16 protein-coding genes and 1 pseudogene are annotated in these 19183 nt (G+C 63.1%); 13 read left to right on the forward strand and 4 right to left on the reverse strand.

Annotated elements, in window-relative coordinates:
- Positions 1-105 precede the first annotated feature (105 nt).
- From pyrR to M1E02_RS09520, 13 genes and pseudogenes are all read left to right on the forward strand, one after another.
- A complete protein-coding gene (pyrR, locus tag M1E02_RS09460) occupies positions 106-690 on the forward strand; it encodes a bifunctional pyr operon transcriptional regulator/uracil phosphoribosyltransferase PyrR (RefSeq protein WP_479377777.1) in 585 nt (194 codons plus the stop codon).
- Positions 687-1685, forward strand: coding sequence for an aspartate carbamoyltransferase catalytic subunit (locus tag M1E02_RS09465; protein WP_247040190.1), 999 nt, complete (start codon positions 687-689; stop codon positions 1683-1685). Before pyrR ends, M1E02_RS09465 begins: the two co-directional genes overlap by 4 nt.
- Complete coding sequence (locus tag M1E02_RS09470; RefSeq protein WP_479377778.1) at positions 1685-3049, forward strand: dihydroorotase; 1365 nt, start codon at positions 1685-1687, stop codon at positions 3047-3049. The genes M1E02_RS09465 and M1E02_RS09470 overlap by 1 nt, the downstream gene beginning before the upstream one ends.
- Entirely contained in the window at positions 3049-3567 is a 519-nt protein-coding gene (locus M1E02_RS09475) for a PH-like domain-containing protein (protein ID WP_479377779.1), read from the forward strand. Before M1E02_RS09470 ends, M1E02_RS09475 begins: the two co-directional genes overlap by 1 nt.
- Positions 3548-4861, forward strand: a complete 1314-nt coding sequence (gene carA, locus M1E02_RS09480) for a glutamine-hydrolyzing carbamoyl-phosphate synthase small subunit (protein WP_479377780.1) — start codon at positions 3548-3550, stop codon at positions 4859-4861. Before M1E02_RS09475 ends, carA begins: the two co-directional genes overlap by 20 nt.
- Entirely contained in the window at positions 4861-8190 is a 3330-nt protein-coding gene (gene carB, locus M1E02_RS09485; RefSeq protein WP_479377781.1) for a carbamoyl-phosphate synthase large subunit, read from the forward strand. The genes carA and carB overlap by 1 nt, the downstream gene beginning before the upstream one ends.
- Positions 8183-9046, forward strand: coding sequence for an orotidine-5'-phosphate decarboxylase (gene pyrF / locus M1E02_RS09490; protein ID WP_479377782.1), 864 nt, complete (start codon positions 8183-8185; stop codon positions 9044-9046). The genes carB and pyrF overlap by 8 nt, the downstream gene beginning before the upstream one ends.
- A pseudogene (gene mihF / locus M1E02_RS09495) lies at positions 9046-9291 on the forward strand (integration host factor, actinobacterial type); the annotation flags it as partial. The gene pyrF and the pseudogene mihF, both read left to right, overlap by 1 nt.
- 102 nt (positions 9292-9393) lie before the next feature.
- On the forward strand, positions 9394-9966 hold the full coding sequence (gene gmk, locus M1E02_RS09500) for a guanylate kinase (RefSeq protein WP_479378118.1): 573 nt from the start codon (positions 9394-9396) through the stop codon (positions 9964-9966).
- 39 nt (positions 9967-10005) lie between these two features.
- Positions 10006-10266, forward strand: a complete 261-nt coding sequence (gene rpoZ, locus M1E02_RS09505; RefSeq protein ID WP_309107109.1) for a DNA-directed RNA polymerase subunit omega — start codon at positions 10006-10008, stop codon at positions 10264-10266.
- 31 nt (positions 10267-10297) lie between these two features.
- The gene (gene coaBC / locus M1E02_RS09510) at positions 10298-11575 is read left to right on the forward strand and encodes a bifunctional phosphopantothenoylcysteine decarboxylase/phosphopantothenate--cysteine ligase CoaBC (RefSeq protein WP_479377783.1); all 1278 of its coding nucleotides are present in this window, start codon (positions 10298-10300) and stop codon (positions 11573-11575) included.
- Positions 11576-11696: 121 nt separating this feature from the next.
- Positions 11697-12929 (forward strand): methionine adenosyltransferase, encoded by a 1233-nt coding sequence (gene metK / locus M1E02_RS09515; RefSeq protein ID WP_479377784.1) that lies wholly within the window; start codon positions 11697-11699, stop codon positions 12927-12929.
- An 89-nt stretch (positions 12930-13018) separates the two neighbouring features.
- Positions 13019-15160, forward strand: coding sequence for a primosomal protein N' (locus M1E02_RS09520; RefSeq protein WP_479377785.1), 2142 nt, complete (start codon positions 13019-13021; stop codon positions 15158-15160).
- A gap of 33 nt (positions 15161-15193) precedes the next feature.
- Here the strand turns inward: M1E02_RS09520 and M1E02_RS09525 are convergent, their stop codons facing one another.
- Genes M1E02_RS09525 through M1E02_RS09540 form a run of 4 tightly spaced genes read right to left on the reverse strand, consistent with a single transcriptional unit; the run spans position 15194 to position 19107 of the window.
- The gene (locus M1E02_RS09525) at positions 15194-16288 is read right to left on the reverse strand and encodes a glycosyltransferase family 4 protein (protein ID WP_479377786.1); all 1095 of its coding nucleotides are present in this window, start codon (positions 16286-16288) and stop codon (positions 15194-15196) included.
- On the reverse strand, positions 16288-17214 hold the full coding sequence (locus M1E02_RS09530; protein WP_479377787.1) for an alpha/beta fold hydrolase: 927 nt from the start codon (positions 17212-17214) through the stop codon (positions 16288-16290). Before M1E02_RS09530 ends, M1E02_RS09525 begins: the two co-directional genes overlap by 1 nt.
- 11 nt (positions 17215-17225) lie before the next feature.
- A complete protein-coding gene (locus M1E02_RS09535; protein WP_479377788.1) occupies positions 17226-18095 on the reverse strand; it encodes an aldo/keto reductase in 870 nt (289 codons plus the stop codon).
- Between the two features lie 49 nt (positions 18096-18144).
- Positions 18145-19107 (reverse strand): sugar-binding transcriptional regulator, encoded by a 963-nt coding sequence (locus M1E02_RS09540; protein WP_479377789.1) that lies wholly within the window; start codon positions 19105-19107, stop codon positions 18145-18147.
- Positions 19108-19183 lie beyond the last annotated feature (76 nt).

Genomic DNA, 19183 nt, shown 5'->3' on the forward strand with positions numbered 1-19183 from the left:
GTCCAGGGACCATGCGCAGGCGCCGGCAGCCGGTGTGGTAATTTTGGAGGGCAAATGTTCCTTTTTTAATTCCGTCCCGTGAGGCGGGGAAAGGGGAGACGAGCGTTGGCTTCTGTCACACAGGCACCCGTGCCCGCCAGAGTTGTACTCAACCAGGCGGACATCGACCGTGCACTCACTCGTATCGCCCATGAGATCCTCGAGTCCAACAAAGGCTCCCAGGATCTGGTGCTTCTTGGTATCCCGCGGCGCGGTTATCCCCTTGCAGTCCGGCTGGCGCAGAAAATCGCCGCCGCTGATCCCGACGTGAACCCCGCCGCCATCGTTGGCCAACTGGATGTCACAATGTTCCGGGACGATCTCTCGCATCAGCCCACCCGGCCGCCATATCCCACCCAGCTTCCCCTTACCGGAATCGATAACAAGGTTGTTGTCCTCATAGACGACGTCCTGTACTCCGGACGCACCATCCGTGCAGCCCTGGACGCAATCATCGACCTCGGCCGCCCCAGGATTGTCCGCCTGGCGGTCCTCATCGACCGCGGACATCGGGAACTCCCCATCCGGGCCGATCATGTGGGCAAGAATCTGCCGACTTCGTCTGCGGAGAAAGTCCGTGTCCGGCTCGAAGAAACTGACTCCCGGGACGGCGAGCCCGTCAACGAGGTCGTTATTGAGGCAGGCGCATGAGGCACCTCCTGTCCACCGAGGATCTCAGCCTGCACAACGCAAAACGGATCCTGGACACTGCCGAAGAAATGGCCGCCGTGGGGGAGCGGGAAGTCAAGAAGCTCCCGGCTCTCCGTGGCCGCACCGTGGTGAATCTCTTCTTCGAGGACTCCACCCGGACCCGGATCTCCTTTGAGGCCGCAGCCAAGAGGCTCTCGGCTGACGTCATCAACTTCGCAGCCAAGGGATCATCGGTGTCCAAGGGCGAGTCGCTGAAGGACACGGCGCAGACCCTGGCAGCAATGGGGGCAGACGCCGTCGTCATCCGCCACTGGGCCTCCGGCGCACCGCACCGCCTGGCAGCAACTGACTGGATTGACGCCGCAGTGATCAACGCCGGCGACGGCACCCACGAGCACCCAACCCAAGCACTCCTGGATGCCTTCACCATGCGCCGGCACTGGGCCAAACTCGGCGGACTCCCGTCCACGGGAGCCGACCTGAAGGGCATGCGCGTTGCCATCGCCGGCGATGTCCTGCACTCCAGGGTGGCACGGTCGAACGTGTGGCTCCTCCGTACGCTGGGAGCGCAGGTCACCCTGGTGGCGCCTCCCACTCTGCTGCCCATCGGCGTCGAACAATGGCCCTGCAGCGTGAGCTACGACCTCGACGAGACCCTGGAGAAGGGCGTCGACGCCGTCATGATGCTGCGTGTCCAGGGCGAGCGGATGAATGCCTCATTCTTCCCTTCGACGCGGGAATACTCCCGCCGGTGGGGATTCGATGACAACCGGCTGCGTACGCTTGACCGTATAGGACTCAAGGACACCATCATCATGCACCCGGGCCCCATGAACCGGGGACTCGAAATTTCCGCAGCCGCTGCCGACTCGCACCGTTCCACCGTACTTTCACAGGTGAGGAACGGCGTGTCTGTCCGGATGGCTGCCCTATACCTGCTGCTCTCCGGGGAAACCCGCGAACCAGCCGCCAATTTGAGCAAGGAGAGCAACTGATGGCCAGCAACAACGGCGCATACCTCATCCGGGGTGCTGCAATTCTCGATGGGGCCAAGGAAGACCTCCTTATCCGGGACGGCTTCATCGTGGACCGGGGTGTCAACATCAACGCAGATGGCGCCACCGTCATTGAGGGCGAAGGCCTGGTGGCGCTGCCTGGCATGGTGGATGTGCACACCCACTTGCGGGAACCGGGCCGCGAGGATGCTGAAACGGTGGAAACAGGAACCCGGGCTGCGGCTTTGGGAGGCTTCACTGCCGTGCATGCCATGGCTAACAGCACGCCCGTTGCAGACACCGCTGGTGTGGTGGAACAGGTCCACAGCCTTGGCCAGGCAGCGGGCTGGGTGGACGTCCGCCCGGTAGGTGCAGTCACGGTGGGACTGGCCGGTGTGCAGCTCGCTGAGCTTGGCGCCATGGCTGACTCCCGTGCACAGGTGCGCATGTTCTCAGACGACGGCATCTGCGTCCACGATCCCGTGCTCATGCGCCGCGCCCTGGAATACGTCAAAGCGTTCGACGGCGTTGTGGCCCAGCACGCACAGGAACCCCGGCTTACCGAGGGTGCCCAAATGAATGAAGGCGACGTCTCCGCAGTCCTGGGACTGGCGGGCTGGCCCGCTGTGGCCGAGGAAAGCATTATTGCCCGCGATGTGCTGCTGACCCAGCACGTTGGATCCCGGCTCCACGTCTGCCACGTGTCAACGGCAGGGTCTGTTGAGATCATCCGCTGGGCGAAGGCCCGCGGCATCAACGTCACCGCTGAAGTCACCCCGCACCACCTGTTGCTGACGGACGAGCTGGTCCGCAGCTACGATCCGGTGTACAAGGTGAACCCGCCGCTGCGCACCGACGCGGACGTCCAGGCCTTGCGCGCCGCCCTCGCCGACGGCACCATCGACGTCGTGGGTACAGACCACGCCCCGCACCCGAGCGAGCACAAGGAATGCGAGTGGGCGCAGGCCGCGATGGGAATGACCGGCCTGGAAACTGCCCTCTCTGTGGTGCAGCAGACCATGATCGAGACCGGGCTGATGTCATGGTCCGATTTCGCCAGGGTCACGTCCACGGCTCCCGCCGCCATCGGCCGGCTGGCAGATCAGGGCCGGCCGCTGGAAACAGGCGAACCAGCGAACCTCATCCTGGTGGACCCCGCCGCGCGCTGGACAGTTGACCCCTCCACCATGGCCACCATGGGACGCAATTCTCCTTTTGCCGGCAGGGAACTGCCCGGCAAGGTGGTGGCAACGTTCTTCAAGGGTCATCCCACCGTGCTCGAGGGCAAGCTCAACACCCCATACCGTTACACGGCCGGTCTGCAGCAGCCAGCTAAGGCCGCAGGTCCGGTGAGTGGCCTCTGATGGACAAAATATTGCCCGGAATCGGGATGCTCGCCATCGCGGCAGTCATCTTCGTGATGATCGGCATCGGCTGGCGGAACCGCCGTCGCCGGCAGGCCGACGTTGAACCTCTGCCTGCAGTGCCTGCCCGGCTGGATCCTGCAATCACCAAAGCCGAGGGCCAATACGTCACCACCACAACGGCCGGCGACTGGCTCGACCGCATCGCGGTCCACGGTTTGGGAATCCGGACCAACGCCGTTCTGCAGGCGCACCCTGAGGGCGCGCTCTTCGAGCGGAGCGGGGCCGGCCCCCTGTTCATCCCCGCCGGCAACCTCACCGGTATCCGGCTCGACAGCGGGATGGCAGGCAAATTCGTTGAAAAGGACGGATTGCTCGTCATCAGCTGGATGCTGGGCGAACACGAACTGGACACCGGGTTCCGAACCCGGCGCGCTGAAGATAAGACAGCGCTCCTCAAGGTACTTCAAGAATTAATCCCGGCAGGCCCCCAGGCAGATGCCGATAGTGGAAAGTAAAGACGTGACGGCAACAGAAGTGACAGAAACAGAAGCAATTTCGAAAGCCACCGGTGCCGCCCTGGTACTGGAGGACGGACGGATTTTCCGCGGCAGCAGCTATGGCGCCCAGGGCACCGCGCTCGGCGAAGCGGTCTTTGCCACCGGCATGACCGGCTACCAGGAGACCATTACGGATCCTTCCTACGCCCGCCAGCTGGTAGTGCAGACCGCTCCGCACATCGGCAACACCGGCGTGAACAGCGACGACGCCGAGTCCCGCCGGATCTGGGTGGCAGGCTACATTGTCCGCGACGCCGCCCGCCGTCCCTCGAACTGGCGTTCTGAGCGGAGCCTTGACGAGGAACTCATCGAGCAGGGCATCGTCGGAATCCAGGGTGTGGACACGCGTGCCATCACGCGCCACCTGCGCGAACACAAGACCATGCGCGCCGGCATCTTCTCCGGCGACGCCGCCACCGCCACGGACAAGGAGCTCCTGGACCAGGTTCTCGCAAGCGCCCCCATGGAGGGAGCACGCCTGGCCGAAGAAGTCAGCGTCGAGGAAGCCTACGTCGTGGAGCCCAAGGACCACGGCTGGGAAGGCGATGTGCGCTTCAGCATTGCCGCCATCGACCTTGGCATCAAGGCCATGACCCCCAAACGGTTTGCGGAGCGCGGTGTGCGCGTGCACGTTTTGCCTGCCACGGCCACCATCGAGGAAGTCAACGCTGTCAGCCCGGACGGATTCTTCATGTCCAACGGTCCCGGCGACCCCGCCACAGCCGACAACCAGGTCAAACTGCTCCGTTCGGTGCTGGATGAAAAGCTTCCCTACTTCGGCATCTGCTTCGGCAACCAGATCCTGGGCAGGGCCCTGGGCTTTGGTACCTACAAACTCCGGTACGGCCACCGCGGCATCAACCAGCCGGTCATGGACCGCCGCACCGGCAAAGTTGAGATCACGTCCCAGAACCACGGCTTCGCCGTCGACGCACCGCTGGACGGAGCCACCATGGCTCCTGAAGAGCGTTACGGGCGAGTTGAGGTCAGCCACGTCAGCCTCAATGACGACGTCGTCGAGGGCCTGGCGTGCCTGGATATCCCGGCGTTTTCGGTTCAGTACCACCCGGAAGCAGCCGCCGGTCCGCACGACGCCGCGTACCTGTTCGACCGTTTCATCGAACTGATGGCCGGCCAGCGTGACGGCCAAACGGCCAATCTCTCCGAAGGTTCAGAGGCAGCGGGATCCGAAGACGCCGCTGCAGCCGACGCCCAGAACGTTAACGAAAACAAGACTGAGGACAACAAGTAATGCCCAAGAGAACTGACCTAAAGAGCGTCCTGGTCATCGGTTCCGGCCCGATCGTCATCGGCCAGGCCGCTGAATTCGACTACTCAGGCACCCAGGCACTGCGTGTCCTCAAAGAGGAGGGCCTGCGCGTTATCCTGGTGAACTCCAACCCCGCCACCATCATGACGGATCCCGAGTTCGCCGACGCGACGTACATCGAGCCCATCACCCCCGAGGTTGTGGAAAAGATCATCGCGAAGGAACGCCCTGACGCGGTACTGCCGACCCTTGGCGGCCAGACTGCACTGAACACCGCCATCGCCCTCGACAAAAACGGAGTACTGGAGAAGTACAACGTGGAACTCATTGGTGCGAATATCGCAGCCATTGAGCTCGGCGAAGACCGCGAAAAATTCAAGGGCGTTGTTGAGCGCTGCGGTGCCGAATCAGCACGCAGCCACATCATCCACACCATTGACGAGGCACTCAAGGCGGCGGAAGACCTTGGCTACCCGATGGTGGTCCGCCCCTCCTTCACCATGGGCGGACTCGGTTCCGGGCTCGCCTACAACGAGGGTGACCTGCTGCGGATCGTTGGCCAGGGCCTCCAGTACAGCCCCACCAGCGAGGTGCTGCTCGAAGAGAGCATCCTCGGGTGGAAGGAATACGAACTTGAAATGATGCGGGACAAGAACGACAACGTCGTTGTTGTCTGTTCCATCGAAAACTTCGATCCCGTAGGCGTCCACACCGGTGACTCGATCACGGTTGCGCCGGCCCTTACGCTGACGGACCGCGAATACCAGCGCCTGCGCGATATCTCCATCGCCGTCATCCGTGAAGTGGGCGTGGACACCGGTGGCTGCAACATCCAGTTCGCTATCGAGCCGGACACCGGCCGCGTTGTGGTCATCGAAATGAACCCGCGCGTCTCACGTTCCTCCGCTCTCGCTTCCAAGGCGACGGGTTTCGCGATCGCAAAGATCGCCACGAAGCTCTCGCTCGGCTACACACTGGACGAGATCCCCAACGACATCACCCAGAAGACCCCGGCTTCGTTCGAGCCGACACTGGACTACGTTGTGGTGAAGGTCCCGCGGTTCGCCTTCGAAAAGTTCCCGGCTGCTGACCCCACACTGACCACCACCATGAAGTCGGTCGGCGAGGCGATGGCCATGGGCCGTAACTTCACCGAAGCGCTGCAAAAGGCGCTGAGGTCCCTGGAACAGAAGGGTTCGCAGCTGGACTTCAGCTCGGTCCCTGAATGGGAAGTACCCGAACTGATCGAAAAGGCCAAGCGGCCCACCACTGAGCGCCTCCACCAGGTCCAGCGCGCAATGCTGGGCGGCGCCAGCGTCGAAGAACTCTTCGAGGCCACCAAGATCGACCCCTGGTTCCTGGACCAGCTGCAGTTGCTCAACGAAATCTCCCGCGAGATCCGCACGTCCACCGCCCTCACGCAGGAGATGCTGCAGCGGGCCAAGCGCCACGGTTTCTCCGATGAGCAGATCGGCAGCCTGACCCACAATTCAGAGGCAGTAGTCCGGGGCGTCCGGCAGGCGCTCGGCATCCGCCCGGTCTACAAGACCGTGGACACCTGTGCCGCTGAATTCGCCGCCTACACCCCGTACCACTACTCCTCCTATGACGAAGAGGACGAGGTGGCTCTGCACTCCAAGCCGTCCATCCTCATTCTCGGATCCGGCCCCAACCGCATCGGCCAGGGCATCGAGTTCGATTACTCCTGCGTCCACGCCTCCATGGCACTGCGCAAAGCGGGTTACGAGACCGTCATGGTCAACTGCAACCCCGAGACTGTTTCCACCGACTACGACGTCTCCACAAGGCTGTACTTCGAGCCGTTGACCCTCGAGGACGTCCTCGAAGTCATCGCCGCAGAAGAACGTACCGGCGGAGTTATGGGCGTCTTCGTCCAGCTCGGTGGCCAGACGCCGCTGAAACTGGCGCAGCAGCTTGCCGACGCCGGTGTGCCCATCCTCGGTACTTCTCCAGAAGCGATTGACCTGGCCGAGCACCGCGGCGCCTTCAGCCGGGTGCTGGACGAGGCCGGCCTGATCTCGCCGAAGAACGGGACCGCGGTCTCCTTCGAAGACGCCAAGAAGATCGCCGACGAAATCGGTTACCCGGTGCTGGTCCGCCCGTCCTACGTCCTGGGCGGCCGCGGGATGGAAATCGTTTATGACGAGCCCAACCTCTCCCGCTACATTGCGAACGCCACGGAAATCACCCCCGATCATCCGGTGCTGATTGACCGCTTCCTTGAGGACGCTGTTGAAATCGACGTCGACGCCCTCTATGACGGCAAGGACATGTACCTTGGCGGCATTATGGAGCACATCGAGGAAGCCGGGATCCACTCCGGGGACTCCGCCTGTGTGCTGCCTCCCATCACCTTGGGCAACAACGTGATCGAGCGGGTCCGGGTTGCCACCCGGGCCATCGCCGAAGGCGTCGGTGTCCGCGGCCTCATCAACATCCAGTTCGCCTTGGCCTCTGACGTCCTGTACGTCCTCGAAGCCAACCCGCGCGCTTCCCGTACGGTGCCGTTCGTGTCCAAGGCGACCGGAGTGCAGATGGCGAAGGCCGCCGCCCTGATCGGTACCGGCGTCACCATCAACCAGCTGCGCAGCGCCTACAAGATGCTGCCGGCGAGCGGTGACGGCTCCACGCTTCCCCTGGACGCTCCCGTCTCGGTCAAGGAAGCAGTCCTGCCGTTCAGCCGGTTCCGGACGCCGGAGGGGAAAGTTGTGGATTCGCTGCTCGGCCCGGAAATGCGTTCCACCGGTGAAGTCATGGGAATTGACAAGCACTTTGACACTGCCTTCGCCAAGAGCCAGGCAGCCGCCAACAACGCCCTGCCTACCGAAGGCAAGATCTTTGTCTCCGTGGCCAACCGGGACAAGCGCTCGGTGATCATGGGCGTCAAGCGACTCTCCGACCTCGGCTTCGAGATTGTCTCCACGGGTGGCACTGCTGACGTCCTGCGCCGCAACGGAATCCAGGCGACCCCGGTGCGCAAGGTCGCTGAAGGCAGCAGCGCCGAGGGCGAAGGCACCATTGCCGATCTCATCATTGCCGGTGAAATCGACATGGTCTTCAACACGCCTTCCGGCGGCGAAGCCCGCAGCGACGGTTACGAACTGCGCGCCGCGGCAACATCCATCGGCATTCCCTGCATCACGACGGTCGCCGAATTCAATGCAGCCGTCCAGGCCATCGAGGCGTTGCGCACGTATGAGTGGTCGGTGACCAGCCTGCAGGAGCATGCTGCTGCCCTGTTCGCCTCGCAAAGCAGGGATTCCGAGGAAGCAGCAGCCAAGAATGCCTGAGCCGGAGGCAACCACGGCCAGCCGGGAGTCTTTTGGCTCCCGGCTGGGCAAGGCCATGGCCCAGCGCGGCCCGCTCTGCGTCGGCATTGATCCCCACCCCGCGCTCCTCATGGACTGGGGATTGGACGACGACGCCGCCGGCCTGCGGCGGTTTTCACTCACGGTTTTGGAGGCGGTCGGTTCGCTCGCTGCCGCCGTCAAGCCGCAGGTGGCGCTTTACGAGCGCCACGGTTCGGCCGGTATGGCTGTGCTGGAGGAAGTTCTTGCCGTGGCACGGGACGAGGGCGTGCTCACCATCGCCGACGCCAAGCGCGGTGACATCGGATCCACCATGGCCGCATACGCCGATGCCTGGCTGCGGGACGGCTCGTCGCTTGCGGCGGACTCGGTGACCCTGAGCCCCTACCTCGGCTTCGAGTCCCTGCGCCCGGCCTTGGATCTCGCGGCAGAGCATGGGCGCGGCGTCTTTGTCCTGGCGTTGACCTCCAATCCTGAAGGTGCCTCGGTCCAGCACGTGGGTGGTGGCGATTCAGTCGCCCGCCGCATCGTCGAAGCAGCGGCAGGGGAGAACAATCGCTATGGCGGAGCACTGGGCTCTGTGGGATTGGTTGTGGGCGCGACAGTGGGCAACGCCCTGTCCGACCTCGGCCTGGACCTCGCCTCTGTCCGGGGACCCATTCTGGCTCCCGGGCTCGGCGCCCAGGGTGCTACTCCGGCTGAGCTGCGCCGAACGTTCGGAGCGGCGTACCCACAGGTCCTGGGGACATCCAGCCGGGACATCCTGAAAGCCGGCCCCGGCCTGCCGTCCCTCCGCGACGCTGCGCTTGCCACGCTTGAAGGCCTTCGGGCCGCCTGATGAGCCTGCCGGCACTGACGCAACAGGAACGGGTGGCGGCCCTGAACAAGGCCGCCGCTGCCCGGGCCGCACGCGCCGCTGCCAAGGAGCAACTGAAAGCCGGCACTCTTTCCATCAATGAGCTCCTTACCGCCGCAACCCAGGATGACGCGATCGCAAGGATGAAGGTCACCGAACTCCTTGAATCACTGCCTGGTGTTGGCGCAGTGACGGCCCGCAACCTTCTGCAGCAATTGGGGATTGCTGCCTCGAGAAGGGTGAAGGGCCTGGGAACCCGCCAGCGCCTGGCGCTGGTAGATTTTATGAACGAGAAACAGATCCATCCGCATACCGCTTCAAAGGAATACGTGAGCAAGAATCCCGGACTGACAGTCCTCGCAGGCCCCACTGCTGTTGGCAAAGGCACCGTATCCACCTACATCCGGGATAACTACCCAAACGTGTGGTTGTCAGTCTCAGCCACCACCCGCCCGCCCCGGCCAGGCGAGCAGGACGGCGTTCATTACTTCTTCAAGTCCCCGGAAGAGTTCGACGCCCTGATCGAGGCCGGGGAACTGCTGGAGTGGGCAGTGGTGCACGGACAGAACCGCTATGGGACGCTGCGCAGCACCGTGGAAGAGGCCATTGCCGACGGGCGCTCGGTTCTCCTCGAGATCGATCTGCAGGGAGCCCGGCAGGTAAAGCAGGCCGTCCCTGACGCGAAATTTGTCTTCCTTGCTCCTCCCAGCTGGGAGGAAATGGTGCGCAGGCTCGTGGGGCGCGGCACCGAAACAGCGGACGAACAGCAGCAAAGGCTGGAAACCGCTAAACTAGAACTTGCCGCTGAACCGGAGTTCGATCACACCGTCATCAATGATGACGTTCGACGGGCAGCGGACGAGCTTGTTTCACTCATGGGGCTGATCCCGAACCCGCGTTAAGCGCCGGGAAAAGTCAGCCCGTTAGAATTTGGAGAATTCGTGTCCACGAACCTTGAAGGCATCATCAACCCGCCGATCGATTCGCTGCTGGAGGCTGCTGATTCCAAGTACGGCCTGGTGATCTTCGGTGCCAAGCGTGCACGTCAGATCAACGCTTACTACGCCCAGCTTCACGAGGGCCTGTTCGAGTACGTCGGCCCCCTGGTCGACACCAAGCTGAACGAGAAGTCACTCTCAATCGCCCTGCGTGAAATCAACGAAGGCAAACTGGTTTCCTCGCCGATCGAACCTGCAGAGTAGAACCTAAAGACTGCCTGTTGACGGAGGTCACGTGCGCATAGTCCTCGGAGTCGGGGGAGGGATTGCCGCCTACAAGGTGGCATCGCTCCTCCGGCTTTTTACTGAAGCCGGCCACAATGTCACGGTTATCCCCACCGAGGCCGCCAGCCGTTTCGTCGGCGTGGCCACGTGGGAAGCGCTCTCGGGAAACCCGGTCAGCAACAGCGTCTTCGACGACGTCCCCAGCGTCAACCACGTCCGTCTGGGACACGAAGCTGACCTGATAGTGGTCGCTCCGGCCACCGCAGACCTCTTGGCACGGGCGGCCCATGGCCTAGCCAACGATCTCCTCACCAACACTCTGCTCATGGCAAGCGGGCCGGTCCTGATGGCTCCTGCCATGCACACCGAGATGTGGCAACATGCGGCTACGCAGGCGAATGTTGAAACGCTGCGTTCCCGTGGAGTCACCGTGCTGGAACCGGCAAGCGGAAGGCTGACAGGGACCGACTCCGGTCCCGGCCGTCTGCCGGAGCCGGAGGCCATCTTCGAAGCAGCCATGGCGCTGACGCAGTCCCTGGCAGAGGCGGCCGAGGGGCGGCCCATATCACCAGCGGGCCTTTCAGAATCCGACGCCTTGCCCTTGGCCGGACGAACCGTAACCATCAGCGCTGGTGGAACCCGGGAACCCCTGGACCCCGTCCGCTTCCTCGGCAACCGATCCTCCGGAAAGCAGGGAGTGGCACTGGCAGTAGCCGCCCTCGAGGCTGGGGCCGCCGTCCGGCTGATCGCTGCACACATGGATGTTTCAGCGCCTCCCGGGGTTGAGCTGGTGGAGGTGGAGACGGCGCTGCAGCTGCGCGAAGCAGTCCTGCGGGCGGCGGCCGGTTCCGACGTCGTGATCATGTCAGCGGCGGTGGCTGATTTCCGCCCTTCCGCCGTCTCCGATACTAAAATCAAAAAGCGGGACGATACCGAGGACCCCGTGATCACGCTGGTGCGGAATCCGGACATCCTGAAAGAAGTCGTGGAGGTCAGGAACAGTTCGTCCCGTAGCCAGCTCATTGTCGGGTTTGCTGCGGAAACGGGCGACGCCGACGGCGATGTCCTTGAGTATGCCACCGCCAAGCTTCAGCGCAAGGGGTGTGACCTGCTGGTGGTCAACCACGTCGGAGAAGGCAAGGTCTTCGGCCGGGAGGACAATTCAGTGGTCATCCTGTCGCGGGCGGGCTCCGAACCGCAATCGGCATCCGGTTCGAAGGCAGACGTCGCTTCAGCGGTGATTGACCGGATCAGTACTGAGCTGAGCCGGGTTTATCCGCGAGCGTAGGCTTGTCCTTGTCCGGCCAGCCGATGTCCTCCAAGTCCCGTGGTCGTCTTAGCCCCATGTTCTCCTTAGTCTGGGGAAACATGTCACCAGCCATCCGTATCCCAACAAGTAAGGTAGTTGAGTGACTTTACCGCTGCACCTTCCCGGATCCCATCCTGCGCCTTCTGCCTTGCGCCTCTTCACCTCTGAATCGGTGACTGAGGGACATCCCGACAAGATCTGTGATCAGATCAGTGATGCGATCCTTGATGCGCTGCTGGCCGCAGACCCCGAGTCCCGGGTAGCGGTAGAGACCATGGCTACTACCGGCCTGGTCCACGTGGCTGGTGAAGTCACCACTGACGCGTACGTTGAAATCCCGCAGCTTGTCCGCGAGACCATCCTGGGCATCGGCTACGACTCGTCCGCCAATGGCTTCGACGGCGCCCGCTGTGGTGTGTCCGTGTCAATAGGCCAACAGTCAAACGACATCGCAGGCGGGGTATTCAACTCCCTGGAAGCACGCGAAGGCCGCCAGGAGGACGACTACGACCTTCAGGGCGCCGGCGACCAAGGCCTGATGTTTGGCTATGCCAGCGATGAAACGCCTTCGTACATGCCGGTTCCCATCTGGATTGCCCACCGGCTCTCGGAACGGCTGACGGAAGTACGCAAGAACGGGCAGCTCGCTTACCTGCGTCCGGACGGCAAAACGCAGGCCACCATAGGCTACGACGGCGACCGTCCGGTTTCAGTGGAAACCATCGTGATCTCCAGCCAGCACGCTGAGGGTGCAAGCCTTGAGCAGCTTCGGGCCGACCTGGTTGAGTACGTCATCAATCCCGTCTTGGCGACGGCCGACCTTGATATTTCGCGTACGGTCAACATCCTGAATCCTGCGGGTGCCTTTGTCATCGGCGGCCCCGTAGGCGATGCCGGCCTGACCGGCCGCAAGATTATCGTGGACACGTACGGGGGAATGGCCCGCCACGGCGGCGGCGCCTTCAGCGGCAAAGACCCGTCGAAGGTTGACCGGTCCGCTGCGTATGCCATGCGCTGGGTCGCGAAGAACGTTGTTGCGGCAGGCCTGGCTAAGCGTGCAGAAATCCAGATCGCTTACGCAATCGGCCAGGCACGGCCCGTGGGTACCTATGTTGAAACTTTCGGGACCGAAACCGTGGACCCGGCGCGGATCAGCGAAGCTATCGCCGAGATCTTCGACCTCCGCCCGCGGGCCATCATCGATGCCCTGGACCTGAAGCGCCCCATTTACGCCAAGACGGCTGCTCACGGCCACTTCGGCCGGGATGACCCCGACTTCACGTGGGAGCGGCTGGACCGGGTAGAGGAACTGAAGGCCTTTTTCAACGCCTGACCTCCCTGACCTGCTTGACACACGGGCGATGCCGAGGGGAGGCACGGAAAGTGACGATTGGCGGGAGAAACGTCGCCAAGGGTGGAAGCATGGCCACGAGTGGACAAACCAGTCCGCCCGAGCCTGTCCAGCCTTCGCTGCTGCAGGGATTTCCCCCGCTGGCACAACGTCAATCACCGGCTGGCCCGGATCTTGCCCCGGAGTTGCCAGTGGCCCGGATCCTTATCGAGTCGCCGCTGCCACATCTGGACAGGCCGTTTGACTACAGCGTTCCGGCAACCCTGCATCAAGCGGCGCAGCCGGGGGTTCGCGTCAAGGTGAAATTCAACGGGCAGGACCTCTCCGGGTATCTCCTGGAACGGGTGGCCGAGTCGGATGCCGGGCACTCACTGGTCCCGCTGCACAAGGTTGTTTCCGACGTCGCCGTCCTGACGCCTGCGCTGGCCGGGCTCGCCGGTAGTGTGGCGGCAAGATACGCCGGGACGGTCAGCGATGTTCTGAGGCTTGCAATCCCGCCGCGCGTGGCCAAGCTGGAAAAGGAGCTCTCCGGGCTCCCCGAACGCCCTGAATCCGGGGTACCTGGATATCGGCCTTCCGGGAACTGGGCCAGATATGGCAACGGGCCGGCGTTCCTTCAGCATCTCTCCGCGGGCGAATCACCCAAGGCTGTTCTCAGCGCCCTGCAGGGATTTGGAGCTGCTGGCTGGCCGCGACTGCTGGCGGAAGCTGTTGCAGCTGTCCGATCCTCTGGGCGGGGCGCCGTGGTTGTTGTTCCCGATTACCGCGACCTGGACCGCGTGGAGGCGGCGCTCCTGGAGGTGCTGCAACCCGGAGACGTCGCACGCCTGAGTGCCGAAGATGGGCCGACGCCGCGCTACCGCAATTACCTGCGCCTCCTGACCGGATCCGCACGCGTGGCGGTAGGCACCCGCTCCGCAGCCTATGCCCCCGTGCAGGACCTTGGGCTGGTGGTGTGCTGGGACGACGGCGATGACCTCCATATCGAGCAACGCTCGCCTTATGCGCACACGCGCGAGATTCTGCTCTTGCGCTCCGGGCAGGAGAATGCTGCTTGCCTGTTTGCTGCACACACGCGCAGTACGGAACTCCAGCGACTGGTGGAGTCCGGCTGGGCAAGGGCAGTGGAAGCTGAACGTACGGAGGTCCGCCGCACTGTGCCGCGCGTCCTGAACACGGCGGACAGCTACGAGCAAGAGCGCGATCCTCTCGCCAGGATTGCCCGTCTGCCCGGTGCCGCCTGGCGTGCGGCCAAGGAAGGGCTTGGGAGGGGGCCGGTCCTGGTGCAGGTTGCCCGTACAGGATATGCGCCGTCCTTGGCGTGTGAGCGGTGCCGGGAACAGGCACGTTGCGGAGCTTGCCAAGGACCTTTGGCCATTGCCGGGGCCAGTGGCACGTCCTCCGTCCCGCAGTGCCGCTGGTGCTCCACTCCGGCACCCGAATGGCAATGTCCTCATTGTGGCGGGAGCCATCTTCGCCGTGGCGCAACGGGGGTGTTGCGGACTGCTGAAGAACTGGGGCGTGCTTTTCCCGGGTCGTCCGTGATCACGTCATCCGGGGACCAGGTCAAGGCTACGATCCCTGACGCCAGGGCCCTGGTGGTCTCGACTGTCGGAGCGGAACCAGTAGCCGAAAATGGGTACGCCGCCGCCTTGCTGCTGGACGGGGATTCTTTGCTGCGGCGGGAAAGCCTCCGGGCGGGTGAGGATGCTGTCCGCCGGTGGTTCAACGCTGCTGCCCTGGTGCGCCCATCAACTGAGGGAGGGCTGGTGGTCATCACAGCCGATGACGCTGCCGCCGTCGGTGCCCTCTTGAGATGGGACTCCGGCGGTTATGCAGCACGGGAGCTCTCGTTGAGGCGCGAACTGCAATTGCCGCCGGCCGTCCGCATCGCTTCCGTCACGGGAGGCAGGACTGCCGTGGGGCACTTTGTCCAAGCTGTGGAACAGCGTCTCGCCAGGCTGGGGATTGTGCTGCGGACAGCGGGGCCCGCTCCGCTGGTGTTGGCGGCCACAGTGCCATCACCTGGCGGCCCATCAGCCGCCGGTGGGGGGTCAAGGGAAACAGAAGCCGACGTCAGGACCCTTTTGTTCATTCCCTACGCTCAAGCCACTGAAGCCACGAAGGCCATGAGGGCAGCGAGGGCGGCTGCGGCGGCGAAACGGAACGACGACCCAGTACAGCTGAGGCTCGACGGGGTGGACGTCCTCTAGCCTGCAGTTGGGCACTCCGGGGATTGAGCTCTTCTACAGGCTGCTGCGGTTCCGCCGCTGCCTTTGGGCGGCCACTTCCTCTGCCACCTCAAGCAACTGCCGTGCTGAGTGGTCCCAACTGAACTCGGCTGCCCGCTCCACAGAGCGACGTGACTGCACGTCCCAGACCGCAGGATCCTCCAGGGCACGGACTGCGGCCGCGAATTCCGATGGGGAATCGGGATGGACATAGGTCACGGCGTCCGAGCCCACTTCCCGGAAAATAGGGATGTCGCTGGCTATTACGGGGGTTCCATGAGACATGGCCTCCACAAGCGGGAGCCCGTAGCCTTCGGCTTTGGAAAGACTGATGAGTGCCGTAGCCCGCGAGAGCAGGGCCTCATACTCGTCTTCCGTCACACCGTTGTGGAACACAATGTCCGTCCCGTGGGGCACCAGCGATTCAAGCTCGGCCCGGCGGGCGGGAGTGATGCGGCTCAGGAGGTGAAGCGTCATGCCAGGCAGTTCAGTCATCCCCCTGATCATCGTTTCCACGTTTTTGTACGGCATGAACGATCCCATGTACAGCAGGCTTTTATCGGAACCTGCGGTGACGTCGCGGGGGGAGTGCCCATGCTGCGGGGCATTGCCCACAATCCTCACGGGCCTCGTGGTGAGGCGGTACTTTGCGATGAGGGAAGCGGTGGTGTGACTGATGGTTGCCACGATGTCAGCCCGGTTCAGCAGCAGCCGTTGCGGCCAGAAGGCTTTGTGGTAGAGGCGCCACAGGACTCGGACCGGCGCAGGAAGGAACCCCGGAGGCGCGGGGTGCTCATAGTAGATCAGGTCGTGGAGGGTCAGCACCAAGCCATAGTTCCGGCCCCAGGAGCCCATTGTCTGCATGGGGCAAATCACAACGTCGGCCCCCAGCCGGTTGACCTTTGCCGCCACAAAGAGCTCGGCGGGGGAGAGCGGGCTGTTGATGAGGGTGTACGGGACGTCGGGAAGAAGCTTAAGCTGCCGGGGGTCGCTGATAAGCATCGAAACGTCGGAGATCTTTGCCAGCGCCGCGATGAGACTTGAGCCGTAGCGGCTGATCCCGTCATGGTGGTCCGTGCGGGTGAAGCGGGCGTCAATCACGATTTTCACTAGGCGTGGTCCTTCAGGAAGCTGCGGATATGCCCGGCCGCAGGGGCCGGGGTTTCGTAGTGGATCAGGTGGCCTACGCCTGGGATGATGTGCAATCGGGCATCGGGCAACATTGCCAGCAACTTGTGCTGGTCTTCGAGGACGGCGATTTCGTCCTTCTCTCCGGCCACCAACAGCACAGGGAGTTCAAGGGCAGCGGCCACTTCACCCACATTGCTGCCCACTGAGGCACGGAACGATTCGAGGAGGCTCTGCCTGTTGGCGAATGCCGAAAAATAGGCGGAATGCTGGGCATGAATAAATCGCCGCAATTCCCTGTCCTTGGTTTTAGCCATCGCCACGCTCATAATCCTGACAATAAGCCGGCTCCGCAGAATGAAGAGTCCCAGCTTGCTGGGAAGCCTGGCAGACAGCTGGTAATAGAAAACGGCCAGCCTGGTCATGACACCCTTCGGCCCTTCCAAGGCCGGACTGGCTATCGGGTTGACCAGAATCAGCTCACGGACAGTGCCGGGATGCGCTGCCACGAAATGGCTGGCCACAATAGATCCAAATGAATGACCCAGCAGGACCGTTTCCGGGCCCAATCCAAGGGCGGCCATAAATCCTGTGATGAAGCGGCCGTAATTCTCCACGGTGTGCTCCAGCGACGGGAGCGGATCTGAGCTGCCGAAGCCCGGCAAGTCAGGCATGACCAGCCGCATCTCCGGGAGTTGATCCGCAACGCGCAAGAGGCCGTGGTGATCGCCACGGAAACCGTGGATCACCAGGATGGTCCGGGTCTCCGGGGTCACCTGGACCGGCTCGTAAATCCAGTACGCCACCCTGCCGCCGTCGACGTCGACATCAGCGGCTCGCGTCCGGGCAGCGAGCTGGGGGCTGAAGAGGGGCTGAGTCCGGCCGGTGTCCGTGTCCACTTGTTCCATGACTTTGAATCCTAGTTCACGTTGTCCGGGTGGGAGCCTGTGCGCTGACCGCGGTCCAAGGCCGCGATTTTGGACATTTCTGACGATTCCAGGCTGAAGTCGAAGATGTCCAGATTCTCCCTGAGCCGTTCATAGGAGCTGGCCTTTGGGATGGCGATGTTTCCCAGCTGCAGGTGCCAGCGAAGGATGATCTGCGCCGGAGTCCTTCCATGATTCGCGGCAAGATCAAGAATCACCGGGTCCTGGAGCACCTTGCCGCGCCCCAACGGACTCCATGCTTCGGTGCGGATCCCCAACCGTGCGTGCAGCTCGCGGAGTTCCTCCTGCTGGAGCCACGGATGGAGCTCAATCTGGTTCACGGCGGGGATGACTTCTGCCGTTTCCAGCAGATGATCCAGATGCGCCGGCTGGAAGTTCGACACCCCTATGGCGCGCACTTTTCCCTCCCGGTAGAGGGTCTCCAGGGCACGATACGTTTCGGCGTAGAGTCCACGCCCGGGGCAGGGCCAGTGGATCAGGTAAAGGTCCACGTAGTCCAGTCCAAGGCTGGCCATGGACTTCTGGAAGGCCCTTAGCGTGGAGTCGTAGCCATGGTCGTCGTTCCACACCTTGGTGGTAATGAAGAGGTCCCGGCGTGTGAGCGAGGGTGTTCCCGCTCCGCTGCCCTGTTCCTGACCAGCGAATCCGGACAAGGAGCCGACGCCCCTACCGACGCCGGCCTCGTTGCGGTACATGGCTGCGGTGTCGAAATGGCGGTACCCGGCTTCAATGGCCATGGTGACAAGGCCCGCCGCATCCGAAGGCGGCACTTTGTACAGCCCGAATCCCAACTGGTCGATCAGCACACCGTTGTTGAGCCCAAGGCGGGGGACAGGTTTCATAGCACCGACTCTACCGACTCGTATCAGCCCGGGTTCCGTCACTCGCCCCTCACGCCATGTTCTCTGAACCCACGAGCCTCCGGGCCATGGCCTCATCCAGAATCAGATCAGTGGCGAGTCCCGCGGCGAGCGCCCCGCGCAGCCCGTTGATTTTGGACGCGCCGGACACCACACAAATCCTGCGGCGCACCTGGCGCAACTGTGCCAGCGAGGGGCCGGTTGAGCGTTCGTTGAGCGTGATTCCGTCAGAAGAACCATCGCCGCGGAAGAAGACGGTGGCCACATCGCCCACAACGTCAGAACTTGCCAGCACTTTCAGGTCAACTTCATCGAGGTAGCCGCCTGCATAAACGTGGCTCGGATAGTCCGCATCGACGGAACCCACACCGAACACGGCAATGCTCATGCGCGACTGCAAATCAAGGATCCGCTGCACGCTGCGTTCATTCCACATAGCTGTCTTGGTGCTGGCGTGATCGAAAAACGCGGGCACGGGGAACTGTTCCACCCGCGCACCATAAGCGCTGCCGAAGCGCCGCATGATGTCGCTTGCGTAGGTGATGCCCGTGGTGTGCATGTTTCCGGCACCGTTGAGCTGGACGATAACGCTGTCGTGGGTGATCTTCCGGGTCAGGTGCCTGCTCACGGCGCTAAGGGTCGAGCCCCACGCGACGCCGATAATCGCGTTGGAATCCACCAGCGGACCGATGGTCCTGGCCGCCTGCATGGCAACACGGTCCAGTGTTTCCGCCTCGTTCAGGGACTCCAGGACCGGGACAACGTGCACATCAACGTTGTATTCGGATCGGATGATGCTTTCCAGCTCGGGGCCGGTGTCAAGAGGGCTGCGGATCTGGATCTGGACCAGCCCTGTGTCACGCGCCGTAGAAAGCAGGCGGGAGACCGTTGATCTGGACGTTCGCAACTCCCGGGCGATGGCATCCATTGTGAGGTCTTGCATGTAGTACAGCTGGGCAGCCCTCAGTGCCTCAGCGTGCCGTGAGTGGGGCATCAAAGATCCATTCTGCACGTTCGTGCATAGTGCTTGACTCCATTTTCCATTACTCCAAAGAATAGTGGTGAACGGC

This window comes from Arthrobacter sp. Z5-13, assembly GCF_056499105.1.